Genomic DNA, 16,376 nt, shown 5'->3' with positions numbered 1-16,376 from the left:
TTCTAAGTTTACTACATTTTTATACTTACAATAATAGCATCGGCTATCAGAAAAATACTAGAATTTTTACTAACTTTAGACTTAGTAAATATTGATAAAAATAATCGTACAATTTATATTATGCATATAAAACTATTTTCGAAACAGACTAGAATAATTGAGAACCAATTTCCTTCTGTTATACTTAAAGGTATTGGGCAGATTATGCTTCAAGAATCTGTATATACTGGATTACTTTTTTTGATAGGGATATTTTATGGTTCATTAGAAATGGGAATTGCTGTTTTACTTGCTTCTTGCTGCGGCACAATCACAGCAGGAGTTTTAAAATATGATAAAATAGAAATTGCCCAAGGAATTTATGGTTTTAACGCAGCTCTAGTCGGGGCTGGATTAGCTTTTTATTTCAAACCAGTTTTAGTATTATGGCTGGCGGTTGTAATTGGGAGTATACTGGCAGTTGTTATACAGCATTGGTTTAATCGTAAACGTATTCCTGTTTATACATTACCATTTATTTTGGTCTGCTGGTTTTTTATCTATATGCTTGAAAACGTTTTTTTAGCACCCAGAACAGTATCTTTAAATAGCGTTATAGACAGTAAACTTCATGCAGTATTAGCACTGCGGGGATTTGGACAGGTGATATTTCAGGAAAGTCTTTTTGCAGGAGTGGTGTTTTTTATTGGAGTTTTTGTAAGTTCCCCAATTCGTGCCGTTTACGGATTATTTGGAGGTCTTGCCGCAGGTTTTATAGCAGCATTCTACAATGCTTCAACGCAAGAAATTATGATGGGATTATTCAGTTACAATGCCGTTTTGTGCGCTATTGTTTTTGCAGGAAATCGGGTGATAAACATTGTTTGGACTTTTATTGCAGTTGTTTTATCTGTTTTTATAGGTTTTACTATGAATAACTATCAGTTTATACCACTTACTTTTCCTTTTGTTGCAGCAACCTGTATTGTTTTAATAATGCAAAAACTGCTTAGTAAATACTTCAGCTTTAAGACATATCCATAAAACTATTAAAACATAAAATCTTAAGCGTTTAATTTATATTCTAATTTTAGAAAAAAGTTGAGATGTAAAGAAAACAATTACGAGTTGATTTTTATAGATTTGTATAATCTGATTCTTCCTAAGAAATCAATTGGAAAACAATTACAAAATCTAAAAATGATAAAATCGGTTACTTCAATATATTTATTTTTAATATTAGTAGGCTCAAATGCTTACTCTCAATTGAGTTCAGATAAAATATTCGAAAGTTTTAAACAAGGTGAACGTACCAATTGTTCTTCAATTGCATTTATCAAAGCTTCTTTAAATGTTTATGGATTAGATAATCTTTTTGTTAGCGAAAAGATAAACGACAGTTTGTACAAAATCACTTTAAAGAATAATGCATCATTTAATTTGAATAGTGACGAAATTAACAAAGCCAAAATTTCTGCTGGTTTTGTCTATATAAAAGACAATTGCGAAAGTGAAAAAATCACAGATTATGCTATACTTACATACGCTGTAATGGCAAAATACAAACAAATCATCGACAAAGATGCTGTATTTGATAAGGCATTAGAGGATTTAGAAGACGGTACCATTTACACTCCAACCATTTATAAGTATTTAGGATTTACGGTTGGCAAACAAATACAAAAATTAAAGCGACAATCTGGAAGCGAATTTTGTGGAGTTGTTGCATGGTCAAAAGCGCATGCCGTTTTTGTTTGTGAAGAATTTATGGACTATTATGGCACTAGAAAAAGCATTTGGATAAAGTATCCAGGACGTTTTAGAATAATCAAAACGTAGAAGTAATGAAATTCTAAACATAAAAAAGAAATTAATAAGTTGTAATTTAAGTTAATTTATATATTTTTGTTTTTAAGAACAACACCCAAATCCTATTATTAAAATGAAGAGTAAGATTATTTTACTAAGTTTCCTTTTCTTCTTGACAACCGGCGCTGTATCAGCTCAGGCAAAAAACGCTCCAAGAAGTATTATCAGTACAACAGCTATCATCCGTAAATACCACGATCAAAAAGAATTGAGCGGTATGCAAAAAGGAGAACTTTTAGAATTGTACATTGAGCGTATTAAAGTTTTAGTAAAAACGCTTCCTTATATTGCTTTGGTTACTAAACCAGGTGTTACAATGGCAGATTTAGGTATTCCAGACGATGGAGATCATAAAAAAATACTTGATGGTCAAGCAGTAGGAACTACAAACTTCTTAGACACTACAGTAGAGTTTCAAAGAAAAATGATGCCATACTCAGATAAAGGAAATCTTATCGCGGCAATCTTGTTTTATGAAGGCACATTAAAATCATTACATGAGTTCAATGATTTGAACTAAATGTAATTCATTAAATAAAATTTAAAAGCTCCAAAGTCATTTGACTTTGGAGCTTTTTTTATAAAAAAAACAAATAAGCTCTTATATACTTGAGCGATAATAGTGATTCTGTTGTTACCATTACTTTAATTGTTTTTTGCAATGCTGTCATTTACGCTTTCAAGCCAAGTAGTTAGTAATTTCTTTTGCGTGGAATCCAGTATTGCATCTCTATGAATTAAAGTATAAGAACTTAAAGGCATTTTATCATCCTTTATTTGCTTGATCATTCGGTTCAGTTTAGTTTCTTGTTTTCTTTTCGAATAATTTCCCCATTCACTAAAATTTAAATCATCTTTTCCTTCAGAAATGTGACCGTCCATAAAAAAACGCATGGGCTGTATGTTTGAATACCAAGGATAACGTGTGTTATTACTATGGCAGTCGTAACAGGAAGTTTGCAAAATCGCTTCGACATTTTGAGGAACAGAATAGATTTTAGAAAAATGAATGGGTAAAACCTGCCCGTAATCGGAATTACGAGCAGGCTGATAAAATTGAATAAGTACAAGAACAATTGCACCAACGAAAATTATCTTTTTAATATAAGGTTTCATTTTTAAAGCGTTTTCTTAATCGATCCGCAGCTGCTCATTTTTGAACCGTAATAGGGATTTTTTATTTCTTTAGTTTCACTAATCCATATTGCGCCTTTACCATCGTTTGTCATTGGACAAAAATCTTGATACAACTTTTGATCTGTACCAAATTCCTCTATTAAATCGTTTACATCTTTACTTAGTAACACAAAATGCTCTCTTTGATGTTCTATATTTCCGTCATTATCACCAATATGTTCAGCATGTTCTTTGGCAACATCAGCAATATCATTATACTTGATTTTTAATTTCTCATCGATCGCTGCTGAATTGATATTATTAAATGCAGCAAGTAATTCTTTCCCTGCATTGGCGGCATTTTTTGAGTCGTCATTAACCAATGCATTTTTCAGATGCAGATAATTAGTTGTAATCTCATTTATAGAAAAATTAGATTTATCAGTACTTTCCTTTGCATTTGATTGATTTTGATTTTCTTTTGGATCTGGTGTTACAGCTTCTTTGTTTTTTTGATTACATGAAACCATTACAAATGCTGCTGTTATAGTTGATAGAATTAGATTTTTCATTTTTTCTAAGTTTTAGGTTGTTATTTTTACTATTTAACTTTACCTCAATACTTTAGATTAGTATTAAGGATTTAGTTTTATTCTCTTGGTTTGGCTTGCTTTATTTTTTCAACTTACAGAACAATGCTGCTAATAAAAGTATTATCGTGTTTCTTTTTTAAGAATAGATTTTGTGCCTTTTTTTAAACAAGAACAAAATAGAATACTGTAGAAATACAATATTTTTGTAATTGATTAGGTTGAAAATAAATAGCAGCAAGCAGTTATGCTTTAGAATTGACACACTTATGGCTGTCAATAAAGAATTTAGCTTATTTTAGGTATAAGCCAAAGAGATTGGAAACCAGCGGAAGTAAAGGTTTCTGAATTATAAAACTTTTCTTTTTCCGAATTAAAACGGAAAAAATTGGTATTGAATTGTGATTCATTAAAAATAGTAATCCCTCCATTACAAGCAAAAGTACAGCTACACATCGAGTGTTTGCATTTTCCGCTGCAGCCGTCATCATTTTTATCTTTCGAATGACTCATTTTAGCACAACAGTTTTTCTTCTCAGTTTTAGAAGTATTTTTTGTATAAGAATGATTTACAGATGGTTTTTTACATGCAAAAGTTACCGTTGGCACTAAGAATAGGCCAAGAACAGCGATCAATATGATGTAAAATTTAGTCACAATAGATTTATAATAATTTTAAAGTTAAAGATATTATTTTATTTTTAAAAGAATAAATCTAAAAAACCGCTTTTATCTAAATAAACAGAAAGAGATATAAAGAATAGAAAAGAAAAAGTAACATTTTGTTTTTTTATAAAATAAAGCAGTGTTTCTCTTAGTTCTATTTCTTATTGAATTAAGTTATAGATTATTTTCCTTTCAATAAATTAATACTCACCGTTGCGATATCTGCTTCTGGAAATCGCTTAAAAGTAGATTGGTCAGGAAACAATCCAGCTTCTGCCGCAATAGCATTAAAAACATCGATCTCGACAATATATTGATCCGAAAATCCATGCGTAGCATCATAAGCTGTGGCAGGAGTTTTTCCTAAATTGGCCGCTGCAAGTTCTGGATTTATGGTATGTAATTCAATTAAAAGTAAGCCAAACTTGCGAACATACGGTGACCATTTTTGTAAATGTTCCAAAAGATTGTCTTCTACTAAATTGTTGCTGATTCTTTTTCCTCTATAAGCAAATGCTCCGGTTGAAGCGCTGACTCTGTCTTTATTAATATGTTTTGGATCTTTCCAGATTCGGTTATGGTCCAGAAAAGTTCTCACATTAAGCAAATCCTTTAAGTCAATATTATAATTTTCCCTTAAATCATCCGAAAGTAAATCAGGACGTCCAATATCTCCCCAAATTACTTTTGCCCAAATATCGGCCTTTATCAAATTTGCTCTGGTAACTTTCAAAGCAGCTTGATTATAATCTGCTCCAACCAAAAACAATGGATATTCATCCAGCATTTTTCCTCGTAAAGTCTGTCTTTCGATTACTTCAAAAATGTGTTGCAAAAAAGTACCGTTGCCGCAGCCCATATCCAAAATCCCTTTTGGCTGTTCATTAATCGGCAGATTAAACAGGTTAATAATAATCTCATCAACAACTTTAAAATACGTATCGTGAGCACCGCCACTTCCCCAAACATTCATTACGCGATCAACATGAATTTCATTTTCTCCATCGGCAGCCATTCGTAAAACATCAGGATTACCAAAAATTAATTCTTCAATTTTAGCAAACGTTGGCAAATAAGAAACCGTAACGCCATAAGCACTGGCTCTTTTGGCAAAAAACAAACCTTCTTCAGTAAATTGATAATTGCCTTTTTTTTCTAAAAACCATCCAAGAAGGACAAAGAAATCCAGTATTTTTTTGAAATTTTCAGGCGATTTATGAAACTCTTCTGGTTTGAAAGAAGTTTCCATAAAATATTTATGAAACATCCCGTTCATTGCCAAACGAACTATTGTAGGACCAATCAAATGCCCTTCAATGTGTTTTAAAATCTGATCCTGAATGCTGTTTGTCAAGGGATCCTCAGACGATTCAATTCCGTATTTTGTTTTATACCTTTCAAAAATAACATTGAGTTTTTCAAAAGGAACATCTTCAAATAGACGAGGATGAAATTGGATAGACAACTGAAGTAAATCGACAACATCTTGATAGAGATAAAACAATGAAAAAGCTATTTCTGTTTTTTCGTTTACAGAAATTGTAATTTCCTGCTTATGATTATCAACCGCATAATTCAGAAATCCTTGAGAAGCTAAAATTCTCAAACTCACATTCAGATAGCCTTCATTTGCTTTAAAAACAGCAGCAAGCTCTGACAATTGTACTCGCTTTTTACTTAAGATAAATTCTAAAACCGCATTATTCTTAAGTGCTATTGCAGCTGGAGCAACAGCCAAACCGTCTAGATGTCTAAAAATAGAACTGCGAAGTTGTGATTTATCAGTCATAATAAAAGAATGAAAGTTTACTAAAAATAATGATTTTTTTAAACTTAAGAATGGTATTTCTAAAAAATAATTGCTGCATTAACTTTTTATGAAAAAGTTGGAGTAAGCGTTTTTTTGCAGCATAAATATTAGAACAGCGGTAATTTAGCCTTACGTCAAAGGTTTATGTAAAATGGTTTCATATTATAACTTGCAACATCATTTTAAAATTTTGTTTGACTCCTAATTGTAAATTAGTGTCAATAAAATTGTAAACTATGAAATCATTCTCTACATCAACAATAAATTGGCAGGTGAAGGACGAATTGATAAAACTGTTGCCGCCAGATTTGGTATTGATACTTTTGGAATTGGTGAAGATTCTGGTTCTCCAGTTACCACTTCCTATCAAGTACCCTTTAAGTTCACTGGCAAAATTGATAAAGTAGATATTGATTTAAAATAATACTGATATTCCGTTTTCATTTTTCAGAAAACGGAATACTGATTAAATGACTTTTTAACAGCTAAAATTACTCACCATGAAAAAAAATGTATTTCTATTATTAGCGATAACTTCAGTTTTTTTATCTTGTAAAAAGCAAGATAATGAACTAAAATCTAGTGCGGCCGATGCAACTGCAGTTACAGCAGATACTACCAAGCAGAAATGGCCTGCAGCGCCAATTCCTAATACCATAATGACAGAAGCTTTTGTAAAAAATCTTGCTGCCAATATTTACGGATGGGGCTGGCCACTGGTTAATATTCATAATCGAGTAGAAACATTTAGATCGCTACCAGGTGCAATTTATGCTGGTGGAGTACTTCCTTTAGCGCCGCCAAATCATTTGTGCATGCTGAACGATTATGTCGAACCAGCAGAAAGAGCTGTTGCCTGTCCTAATCAAGATGTAGTTTACGGCTTGTCGCCATTAGATCTTTCATTAGGGCCGGTAGTCGTACAGGTACCAGATTTTGGAGATCGTTTTTGGGTATATCAGGTTTGTGACCAGCGTACTGATGGTTTTGCAAGTTTTGGTAAAATGTATGGTACAAAACCCGGCTTTTACCTTCTTGCTCACAAAGACTGGAATGGAAAAGTGCCTGATGGAATTGCGGCTGTTTTTAAATCTTCAACACTTCGAGGTATTGTAATTCCTCGTGTATTTCAAACGGATGACCCAGCTGATAAAAAAGCAGTTCAGCCGTTAATTAACCAAATAGCGATATATCCTCTCGAAGATTTTGATGGCAAAATGAAAATTACAGACTGGAAAAAAACAAAAGTAACTCCGCCAGATGCAGGTGGAGAAAAAGGAGAAACCAAATGGGTAAAACCGGAAACTTTCTTTGATCAATTGGCTGATATTTTAAAAGAAGTTCCACCAATGCCGGGAGAAGAAGCTTTTTATGCTCAGGCACACGCACTTTTAGATGCATTAAATAAAAATCCGAAACTGAAAGAAATAGCAATAAATGCTGCAATCGATGCTGATAAAAATCTAGTTGCACCATTATTCCAGTTTGCAAATGTAGGTTATCCAGTAAAATACAATTGGACAACACAGCGTAACGGTGCACAATTTGGATACGATTATTTGACTCGACTTTCTTGTGCTAAAGCCAATATTTTTGTAAATAAACCAAATGAGACCAGATATTTTTATCAAGATCGTGATGAAAACGGAACTCGATTAAGCGGTTCAAACAAATATACAGTAACATTTGCAAGTGGAGAACTTCCGCCTGTAAAAGGATTTTGGTCACTTACACTGTACAACGCTGAACATTTTTTTGCACCAAATGAGCTTAAGAGATATTCATTGGGAACAAAAAATAAAAACCTGAAAAAGAATGCTGACGGTTCATTAACTATTTATGTTCAAAATACGCCGCCATCTGAAGACAAAATCAGCAATTGGCTTCCAGCGCCAAAAGAAGTTTTCTCTTTGTATGTAAGATGCTATTGGCCTGAAGAAAAGGTTTTAAACGACAGTTGGAATCCGCCGGCAGTTGTAAAAGTGAAATAAACATAGAGATAAACCAAAATTCAATTAATTATGAAAAGAATAATTGTAACCGCAATCTTGTCAGTTTTATTTCTCGTAGGTTGTAAAGAATCTTCAAAAGATAATACCGTAAACAGCAGTACTTCATCTGATAAAGCAACAGATGGAGAGATTGTTGGAGGTTATCCAACAGCCGAATCTTCTGAAAAGTTAAATGATGATTTATATTTTCAAAGAGCCACACAAGTTTATTTATGGGCATTACCTGCTGTAAATATGTATGCGATGAAAGAAGGTTTAGGCAAAATATCCGGCGAAGGATATAATGTGATTTCTGTTTTTGAAAAAAGACTGAAACCAAAAACCGTAATTACAACGCCAAATTCTGATGTAATTTATGCCTTAGGATTTGCTGATCTGAGCAAAACAGGACCTTTAGTTTTAGAAGTTCCACCAATGCTTCAGGGAATATTAGATGATTATTGGCACAGACCGCTCGCAGGTCCTGCAAAACCAGACGGGACTACTTATTTAGGTGATATTGGTCTTCCTGGACCTGATAAAGGAAAAGGAGGGAAGTATTTGGTAATTCCATCAGATTATAAAGGCGCTGTTGACGAAAAAAACTATTTCGTTTTTAGATGTAAAACAAATGGACTTTTTATTTTTCAGCGTGGTTTCTTTCAATCTGTAGATGATTTGTCGCCGGGAGTAAAATCTGTTGAAGGAATAAAAATTTATCCTCTCAGCGGAGAAAGAAAACCTATGAATTTTAAACACGTTTCTGATATTGCTTCAAATGCGTTATTTGCGCACGATTTTAGTTATTTTGAAATGCTGGACAGATTCATACAAAGTGATAAAGTAGATGATATAGATCCTTATATGCACGGTATGCTTGAAGCCATAGGAATCAAAAAGGGAGAAGCGTTTAAACCTACAGAGAAACAAAAAGAATTGTTAGGTAAGGCAGCGCAAACGGCATGGAAAATGGCTAAAAATGTTGCGGGAAATTATGATAAAGAAAAAGATGCACTTTGGTGGGCTGACCGAAAATGGATTGCTCATGCTAAAACCAAACAAGATGATTTTATGCGTACTTTACTGGACGAAGAATATCGTAACAGAATAACAAAACATACAGATGTAAATGCAAAAATACAAATGTATATTAACCATTATTCTATCAGTACTGGAATGATGTCTTCTATTCCTGGTTTAGGAGCGAAATATGGAAATGCTTATAAAGATAAAGACGGTAACTTTTTGATGGGAGAGAATACCTATAAAATTACTTTCCCAGCAAATCCGCCGGCAGGTTTATTCTGGTCGTTGACTTTATATGATGCAGAAACTGCTTCTGGAGTTGATGCAAAAGATCAAGTATATCCGTCATTAAACTCTATGAACAAGCTTATTTACAATGCAGATAAATCGGTAACTTTTATTGTAGGACCTGATAAACCTTCAGGCGAAGCAAATTGGTTAAAAACAGTCCCAGGCAAAGGATGGTTTGCTTTATTCCGTTTTTATGGACCAAAACAAGAATTTTTTGATCGAAAATATAAACCGGGTGATTTTGAAAAAGTAAAATAAACAGCGCTTTTTGATAAATATTAAAAGTAAACACAAATACTATGAATTTTAAATCTAGTGCTTTAAGTATTTTATTTTTCTGTATTTGTTTTCCGATTTTCGGACAGTCAAATGAGAGTGAAAAGACTTCGATTGAAGAAATGAGCAAAAAAAGACAAGACCCTGTAAGTGGTCTGCGCAGTGTTTTTTTGCAGGAAGTTTTGTTGCCAGTTGCAGATGGTACAGCAAGTTCTTTTTCGATACAACCTGTCTATCCTTTTAAATTGGCAAGTAATTTAAAACTGATAACCTATACTATTATTCCTTTTCAAACCGTACCACCGCTTTTTGACGGTGGTACACATGAAGGGGGAATGGGAAATATTCTATTTAATGGATATTTTTCAAGTATTCAAAAAAAAGGGAAGTTCAGTTGGGGTATTGGTCCCGCCATGCAAATTCCTACCAGAACAAATCCTGCATTGGGAAGTAATCGTTTAAGCTTAGGACCTTCGGCTTTATTATATATGGCTGGAGACAAATTTTCTGGCGGAATCGTATTGCAAAATTATTGGTCTCTTGGCGGTGATGGTGTAAATAAAGTCAATTCAGGAAGCATTCAGTATATTGCTTATTACAATTTTCCAAAAGGATGGTTTGTTGAAAGTAACGCTACGGTAGTGGTTAACTGGCTGGCTTCAAGTGGTAATCAATGGTTGGTTCCTATTGGCGGCGGACCAGGAAAAACATTTCAAATAGGTACAAAAAGCAAGCTCTTTTATTCCGCAGCAGCTCAGGGTTTTTATAATGTAGAAAGACCAGATTTAATTGGAAATTGGCAGGCGATACTTCAGTTTCAGGTTATTTTTTAATTCAAACAGCACTTAGAATACTTTATATTATAGAATTAAAGCAGACAATTATATTTTTTAATTGTTCGTAAAAACGCAGAGCCTCCAAAGTCAAATGATTTTGGAGGCTCTATTTGTTTTTAGAAAAATCTGCAGAATCTATTTATGGAGATTTTACTAGTTATGTTATTAGAAAGCTTGTGTAAAACTAACCGTCAAACGTGTGCCATTTTCTTTTACATAATTCATATTGTTTGACTGCCATTGAGAGATAACAGAGTAATAATCTTTGTTGAATAGGTTTTCAACACCTAAGCGAATTGTACTTTTTTCTCTGAAGGTATAACTTGAAGAAAGATTAAAAGCTGTGAAAGATTTAATAGGCCCAGTTCCATAAGTATAAGCGCCATTTACAGGTTCAAAACGATCTCTTCCCGGTGTATTTATCATTTGCAAATAGATTGACCAAGCTTCTAAAGGTCTGATAACAGTAAATGCAGTAATTTTTGGCGGATTTATACGATCGCCTCCTAAATAAACTTTTTTGTCTGTAAGTTCTCTTTTTCCTTCAGTAAAAGAATAATTGGCTCCAATATCAACTTTAGAGTGCAGACGATATTTTGCTGACAACTCAAAACCATAAATTTTCTCAGGTGAGCGTGAAATCTGCGGATTACCATCAATGTATACATATGAAGCTCCTAATTTTGAAGTACTGTAATACACCGCAGCATCATAAGAAAGATTAGCCCAAGCTCCTGAGAAACCAAATTCGTAATTGTTTGCCGCAACCGCTTTTATCGAAGTATTGTTTACGGTATTCTCTTTGGCAGCGCGTAATACTAAACCTAAATCTGCAACACTAAAACTTTGAGAGAAACTTACAAAAGGCTTAAATAACCTCCATTTTGTATAACGAAGTCCCGCATTAAACATAAGTGCATTAAAATCTAATTCACCGCCATTTACAGCAATTCCGCCGCCTACATAAGTACCGTTTACATAATTACGAATACCAATAGTAGTATAATCTGGCACATCGATATTTACATTTTCAAGTCTTAAGCCTGTTTTTAAAACCAAGTTTGGTCCAAACATATTTTTAAGCTGGAAATAAGGAGCTATGTTATTCATCTTCATTTCTGGAATTACCAATCGTCCATCAGTAAGATGAGTATCAGTTATATCAGATAGGATATCTAAACCATAAGTTAAATTACCCGATATAAGTGAACTGAATTCATAAGGCGTATTTAAATTTAAACGAAAACCAAGTTTTTTACTTTGAGTAGCAGGCTGTCCGTTGTTTTCAAAAAAATCGCTGTAATTAATTAACGTAAGATAATCTTGAAAATAAAGAGAAGCATTAACATCCGTTTTTCCAATGAAGTTTTTTCCAATATAACTTAAACTGGCATTATGGTTATACGGAGTTCCTTCAGGCTCTCCCGGACGTTGTCCTTTTACACCAGTTGTAGGCGAATCAAAATTGCCATAAACACCAGCTTTAGCAACATAATCAGTATGCTGTGTACTCTCAAAGTAATTATACATTAATTCTAAACGATTGTTTGCATTAAAATCATAGCCGACTTTCGCAAAAGCATTCCAATTTTTAAGATCATTCATTCCATATTCAGGTGAAAGTACACGTCCTTTTGAATCACGATAAAGACCAGTTTCCTCATAACGTCCGCTCACCACATAATCGAACTTTTTTATTTTTCCAGTAAATAACTGCGATACAAAGAAACCAGCAGTTTCAGCCGGTTTAACCAAAGAAAAAGCTGTTCCAACTTCTGTTGATCCACTTATTGCTTTGTCTGGATTTGATTTTTTAGTAATATAATTTATCAAACCGCCATCGGCACCATTACCATAAATAGCAGTTGCTCCTTTAATAACTTCTACGCGATCTAGAACAGTAGGATCAAGAGATCGCATGTCTTTAGCGCCATCTCTAAGCGGTGTAGATTGCGGAATTCCATCAATCATGACCAAAACACGTCGGCCGCGTAAAGTCTGACCTAAGTTTTGAGTTCTATTAGTCGAAAAACCCAAACCTGGAACTGTTGCACCTAATATGTCGCTTAGATTTGAGCTTATACTTAATTGTTGTTGAATTTGTTTTTTGGATAACAATGTTACCGATGAAGGAACCTCATCTAGAATTTCAGCCTTTCTAGACGCAGAAACTACAATTTCTTGCAATTCATTATCAGCTTTCGATTTATCGTTTAAGATACTGTCTTGACTTTTAGTGGTTTTGTCTTTTTGGTTGTTTGTATTTGTTTTAGAAACTTGTTGTGCAGAAAGTGTACTTATCGAAAAGAACACTAGGAGTAGAGTAGAAAATTTTATCATTATTTATTTAGACTTAATTAAAACAAGCGCAAATATATGAAATGTAATAAAATATAAGGCTTAATATCAGTACTGTTTCTTAGTAAATTAGTGTGATTGACAGAAAAACTCTTGAAAAACTACTTATTAGACAGATCTTATTTTATTACGGTATGGACTGTTTTTATTTTTTCTAAAACCTGCTCTCTTTTCTAAACGTTTTGTTTAAGATATTTTCTAAGTTGAGGTTTTAATGTTAATATGTTAGTAAATAATGATTTATATCTGTTTTTTTAACAGAACAAAAAATAAAAATTTTCTACATTTGATAGGAATTGAATCTTTATTAATTTAAAAATATTTACGATGGAAAAAGCTATAAAACTAAAAGTCCGCAAGGAGTTGAATAGTCAACAACAGTTGAATATAATTAAATTAAAAGGAAGTTTAATTACTAAGGGCTACACAGAAATTATACATATTCTGGATCAAGATGATGAGTTTCATATCAACTCTTTTGAAACTCCTGTTGAAACAAATATGGAGGTGCAGGAATTTATTAATGCATTTATAATTAAAGAGAATCTGGCAGATACAATATCACTTTTTAGATAGATGATATTGATATAAAATGCATAAAAAAAAATCTCTAAATAGTTACTTGAAAAAGAAACCTATTTAGAGATAAAATAATAAAATACAAGTTAGAATTTGTAACTATATCCAAAACGTATTACCTGTGTTTCGTAATAATCTTTACTGCTATAGCTGAAACCTTCGCCTTTTATTTCTTTTTGTATGCTTAATGTATTAAAAATATCTGTGGCATTCAAGAACACTTCACCTTTACCTTTCTGAACCGTTTTTTTAATTCCTAGATCGACAGAGAATCTTGAGCCAATTTTTCCTTGCGGAATAATATCAGGTGCGAGATAAACAGCAGAAACCTGACCTTTTAAGGTTTTGTTGAATTGTAAGGTATTATTCCATTTTAAATTTCCTGAAACCATTTGCTGACGTTCACCGTTATAAATACTTGGAACTGGATATAAATTTGTAACCGTAAAAGCATCTATGGTATTTTGATACAGATTTCCGTTGATATTAAACGAATACCAAGATGAAATTTCTTTCGAGTAAACGGCTTCAATTCCTACCGAACTGCTTTTGTCTGCGTTTTGAAACACATTATAAATCAAATTACTTCCGGGAACAGTAGTTGCAATACGTGCAATCGTTCCGTTTATGATTCGATAATAAACAGCTGAAGTAAAATATCCTTTTTTCATTGTGTTTTTATATCCCACTTCAAAAGCGCTGGTAAATTGCGGTCGCAAGGCAGGATTTCCAACTTTTATTATTTCAGCATCATCGTATTTTGGAAAAATACGAATATCGACCTCAGCTGGTCTGTCTACTCTTCGGTTATAGAAAGCTGTGATCTTGTTTTTATCATTGATTTTATATCCAAAACGTACATTCGGAAACGGTTCTGTATAATTATATCCGTCACTTTTATAAGTTGGATGATCTGGATTAACATCATATTGCAGTTTTACATATTCCAGACGCAGTCCAAGTTCAGCTTCAATTTTATCTGTTTCAAAAATATAATTAGAATAAAGAGCGGGAATAATTTCTTTATAATTTGCCCATCCTCCCGCATTGGCGTCAATAGGCGAGTTCTGTCCGGGAAAGAACTGCATATTGGTTGGAATTTCGCGGTTTCTGAATTTAAAACCCGTTTCAAATCGGCCGTATTTTAAAGGTTTGATGTAATCAAGATTAATATCAATTACTTTTTCATCAGATAAAAGTTTAAAAGAATCTTGTCCTGTAAAATCGGGCATTGTATTGGTGAAAAAGTATTTTTCGTCTTCACGATGATAGGTATAGTTTATCCCCGCATTTAACTTATGTCCGGGCTGACTGAACTTATGTTCATAAGAAGCACTCGCCATTACAGTTGTTTTAAGTTCATCTTCTAGAAATGACCAAAGTCGAAGCCTTTGAGAATAATCCTGATTAAAAAACGGTTCATCTCCGTTGTCTATAATTTTTTCACTTCCAAAAAGACCAGAAAAAGAAAAACTATTGTGTTCGTTATAATTCCAATCTATTCCTGATTTAAGAGTTGTAAAATGTGTATCTCGATTTCTCACCGTTTGTTGGTTGATAATTATACCATCATCATAAGTTCGTGTTACAAATTCATTTTTATTAAGTGTTTCAGTATAGAGATAATCTGCCTGAATGTAGGCGTTTATTTTTTCTTTGCGGTAATTAAGGGAAAGAGAGGGATTTATTTTTGGCGTCACTTGATACTGCGGACGAATAGTCGGCAAATTGGCTTTACGTTCCCAAAGTGCTCCATATCCAGAACTTATTCCTACTTTACCATTAAATCCTTCCTGTTTGTTTTTTTTATAAATGATATTGATAATACCTGCATTTCCATTGGCATCAAATTTTGCAGAAGGATTGTTTATAATCTCGATTCTTTCAATGGCTGATGCAGGAATATTGTCAAGACCAGACTGGTTTCCAAAACCTGTTAGAGCAGTTTGTTTTCCATCAATAAGCACCATTACTTTATCATTACCGCGCAATTGTACTTTTCCGTCGTGTAATGTTACGCCGGGAAGGCTTTGCATAGATTGCAGAACAGAGCCTCCGCTTTGCGTAATATTATCGGCTACAGAGAATACTTTTTTATCCATTTTACTGCTTATCTCAGAAGGTTTTGAGGTTACAATTACTTCAGATAAAGCATTGATATCTTCTTCGATGTCGATTGTGTTCAGATCTAGAAAATCAGATAGTGTGCCTACGAAAACTTTCTGAGATTTAATTTTGTAACCTACAGTAGTAATTTCGAGTATATAATTTCCTGTTGGTATTGCGGGAATATTAAAACGGCCTTCTTCATTTGTAACCGTACCTGCGATCATTTTTTGGTCTTTTGCAGTTTTTAAAACTACATTCACATAAGGAAGCACCGTTTTTGATGTTTTATCTTTAATTAATCCTGAGATTGTAGCTGAGTTGTTTTGTGCCGTTACAGTGTAAATTTTCATTACAAGAAACGATAATATCAATATAAACTTTAATTTCATTTGTATGGTTTTAATCTGCTATGCTTTTAATATAAGTTCCTTGCTTGTCAAAAATCAAGTCAATAGAAGTCACTTGTGCCTCAAAAGTCACAGTGCCGTGAGCATCCGTAATAATAGCAGCTTCTTTGATCTCTTTATTTTTGTAGTTCTTTTGAATATAAGCCACGGCTTTGGCAGGCAGTTTTTTTATGCTGATTTCCTCTTCAGTTTCTATAATACTGCCATTAGAATCTAAAAGCATGGCATGCGCAGTTTTTCCAATAGTAAAATTGGCTTCGTAATTCCCTTTTTCTTTTTCCCATTTTACATTTGTTTGTTTGGGATAAGATTTAAAAAAGGACGTTTTTACAATGTTAGGAATGTCTTTTTCTTTCATTTTTTGCGCTGTGGCAAAAAAAGAAAAAAGCAGTACTAAACAGGTTAGCATTGAGTTTTTCATATGTACTTTCTTTTAATTGATTAAAATGATAGCACAAAGATCAAATGCGAAT

The 16,376-nt window shown here is 33.1% G+C and carries 15 protein-coding genes; 8 read left to right on the top strand and 7 right to left on the bottom strand.

What is annotated here, in order from left to right; translation table 11 throughout:
- The first annotated feature begins 120 nt into the window (after positions 1-120).
- The 3 genes from B0A81_RS10090 (at position 121) to B0A81_RS10080 (ending at position 2,368) form a co-directional block, all read left to right on the top strand.
- On the top strand, positions 121-1,023 hold the full coding sequence (locus B0A81_RS10090; RefSeq protein WP_089057904.1) for an urea transporter: 903 nt from the start codon (positions 121-123) through the stop codon (positions 1,021-1,023).
- Positions 1,024-1,179: 156 nt separating this feature from the next.
- Positions 1,180-1,818, top strand: a complete 639-nt coding sequence (locus tag B0A81_RS10085) for a hypothetical protein (protein ID WP_244281353.1) — start codon at positions 1,180-1,182, stop codon at positions 1,816-1,818.
- Positions 1,819-1,921: 103 nt separating this feature from the next.
- Positions 1,922-2,368 (top strand): hypothetical protein, encoded by a 447-nt coding sequence (locus tag B0A81_RS10080; RefSeq protein WP_089057903.1) that lies wholly within the window; start codon positions 1,922-1,924, stop codon positions 2,366-2,368.
- A 125-nt stretch (positions 2,369-2,493) separates the two neighbouring features.
- Here the strand turns inward: B0A81_RS10080 and B0A81_RS10075 are convergent, their stop codons facing one another.
- The 4 genes from B0A81_RS10075 to B0A81_RS10060 all read right to left on the bottom strand — a co-directional run bounded on the left by B0A81_RS10075 (position 2,494) and on the right by B0A81_RS10060 (position 6,009).
- Complete coding sequence (locus B0A81_RS10075) at positions 2,494-2,964, bottom strand: heme-binding domain-containing protein (protein ID WP_089057902.1); 471 nt, start codon at positions 2,962-2,964, stop codon at positions 2,494-2,496.
- 2 nt (positions 2,965-2,966) lie between these two features.
- Positions 2,967-3,536 (bottom strand): DUF3347 domain-containing protein, encoded by a 570-nt coding sequence (locus B0A81_RS10070; protein WP_089057901.1) that lies wholly within the window; start codon positions 3,534-3,536, stop codon positions 2,967-2,969.
- 306 nt (positions 3,537-3,842) lie between these two features.
- Positions 3,843-4,211 carry a hypothetical protein gene (locus tag B0A81_RS21625; RefSeq protein WP_165768054.1) on the bottom strand — a complete coding sequence of 123 codons (369 nt, stop codon included), beginning with the start codon at positions 4,209-4,211 and terminating at the stop codon, positions 3,843-3,845.
- Positions 4,212-4,401: 190 nt separating this feature from the next.
- Entirely contained in the window at positions 4,402-6,009 is a 1,608-nt protein-coding gene (locus B0A81_RS10060; RefSeq protein ID WP_089057899.1) for a class I SAM-dependent methyltransferase, read from the bottom strand.
- A gap of 286 nt (positions 6,010-6,295) precedes the next feature.
- On the opposite strand from B0A81_RS10060, the gene B0A81_RS21620 reads away from it, so the two are divergent.
- The 4 genes from B0A81_RS21620 (at position 6,296) to B0A81_RS10045 (ending at position 10,447) form a co-directional block, all read left to right on the top strand.
- Entirely contained in the window at positions 6,296-6,454 is a 159-nt protein-coding gene (locus tag B0A81_RS21620; RefSeq protein ID WP_165768053.1) for a hypothetical protein, read from the top strand.
- Positions 6,455-6,530: 76 nt separating this feature from the next.
- A complete protein-coding gene (locus tag B0A81_RS10055) occupies positions 6,531-8,021 on the top strand; it encodes a DUF1254 domain-containing protein (RefSeq protein ID WP_089057898.1) in 1,491 nt (496 codons plus the stop codon).
- A 30-nt stretch (positions 8,022-8,051) separates the two neighbouring features.
- Complete coding sequence (locus B0A81_RS10050; protein ID WP_089057897.1) at positions 8,052-9,596, top strand: DUF1254 domain-containing protein; 1,545 nt, start codon at positions 8,052-8,054, stop codon at positions 9,594-9,596.
- Between the two features lie 41 nt (positions 9,597-9,637).
- The gene (locus tag B0A81_RS10045; RefSeq protein ID WP_089057896.1) at positions 9,638-10,447 is read left to right on the top strand and encodes a hypothetical protein; all 810 of its coding nucleotides are present in this window, start codon (positions 9,638-9,640) and stop codon (positions 10,445-10,447) included.
- A 168-nt stretch (positions 10,448-10,615) separates the two neighbouring features.
- Here B0A81_RS10045 and B0A81_RS10040 read toward each other — a convergent pair whose 3' ends face one another.
- Positions 10,616-12,790, bottom strand: a complete 2,175-nt coding sequence (locus B0A81_RS10040) for a TonB-dependent receptor (RefSeq protein WP_089057895.1) — start codon at positions 12,788-12,790, stop codon at positions 10,616-10,618.
- 345 nt (positions 12,791-13,135) lie between these two features.
- On the opposite strand from B0A81_RS10040, the gene B0A81_RS10035 reads away from it, so the two are divergent.
- Entirely contained in the window at positions 13,136-13,384 is a 249-nt protein-coding gene (locus B0A81_RS10035; RefSeq protein ID WP_089057894.1) for a hypothetical protein, read from the top strand.
- 89 nt (positions 13,385-13,473) lie between these two features.
- Here the strand turns inward: B0A81_RS10035 and B0A81_RS10030 are convergent, their stop codons facing one another.
- Positions 13,474-15,885 (bottom strand): TonB-dependent receptor domain-containing protein, encoded by a 2,412-nt coding sequence (locus tag B0A81_RS10030; RefSeq protein ID WP_089057893.1) that lies wholly within the window; start codon positions 15,883-15,885, stop codon positions 13,474-13,476.
- Positions 15,886-15,895: 10 nt separating this feature from the next.
- Complete coding sequence (locus B0A81_RS10025) at positions 15,896-16,261, bottom strand: PepSY-like domain-containing protein (RefSeq protein WP_165768052.1); 366 nt, start codon at positions 16,259-16,261, stop codon at positions 15,896-15,898.
- Positions 16,262-16,376 lie beyond the last annotated feature (115 nt).

The sequence above is a fragment of the Flavobacterium plurextorum genome, assembly GCF_002217395.1.
GTDB classification, from domain to species: domain Bacteria; phylum Bacteroidota; class Bacteroidia; order Flavobacteriales; family Flavobacteriaceae; genus Flavobacterium; species Flavobacterium plurextorum.
Note: the sequence above shows the minus strand (reverse complement) of the source record. Positions and strands in the feature narration are given on the sequence as shown.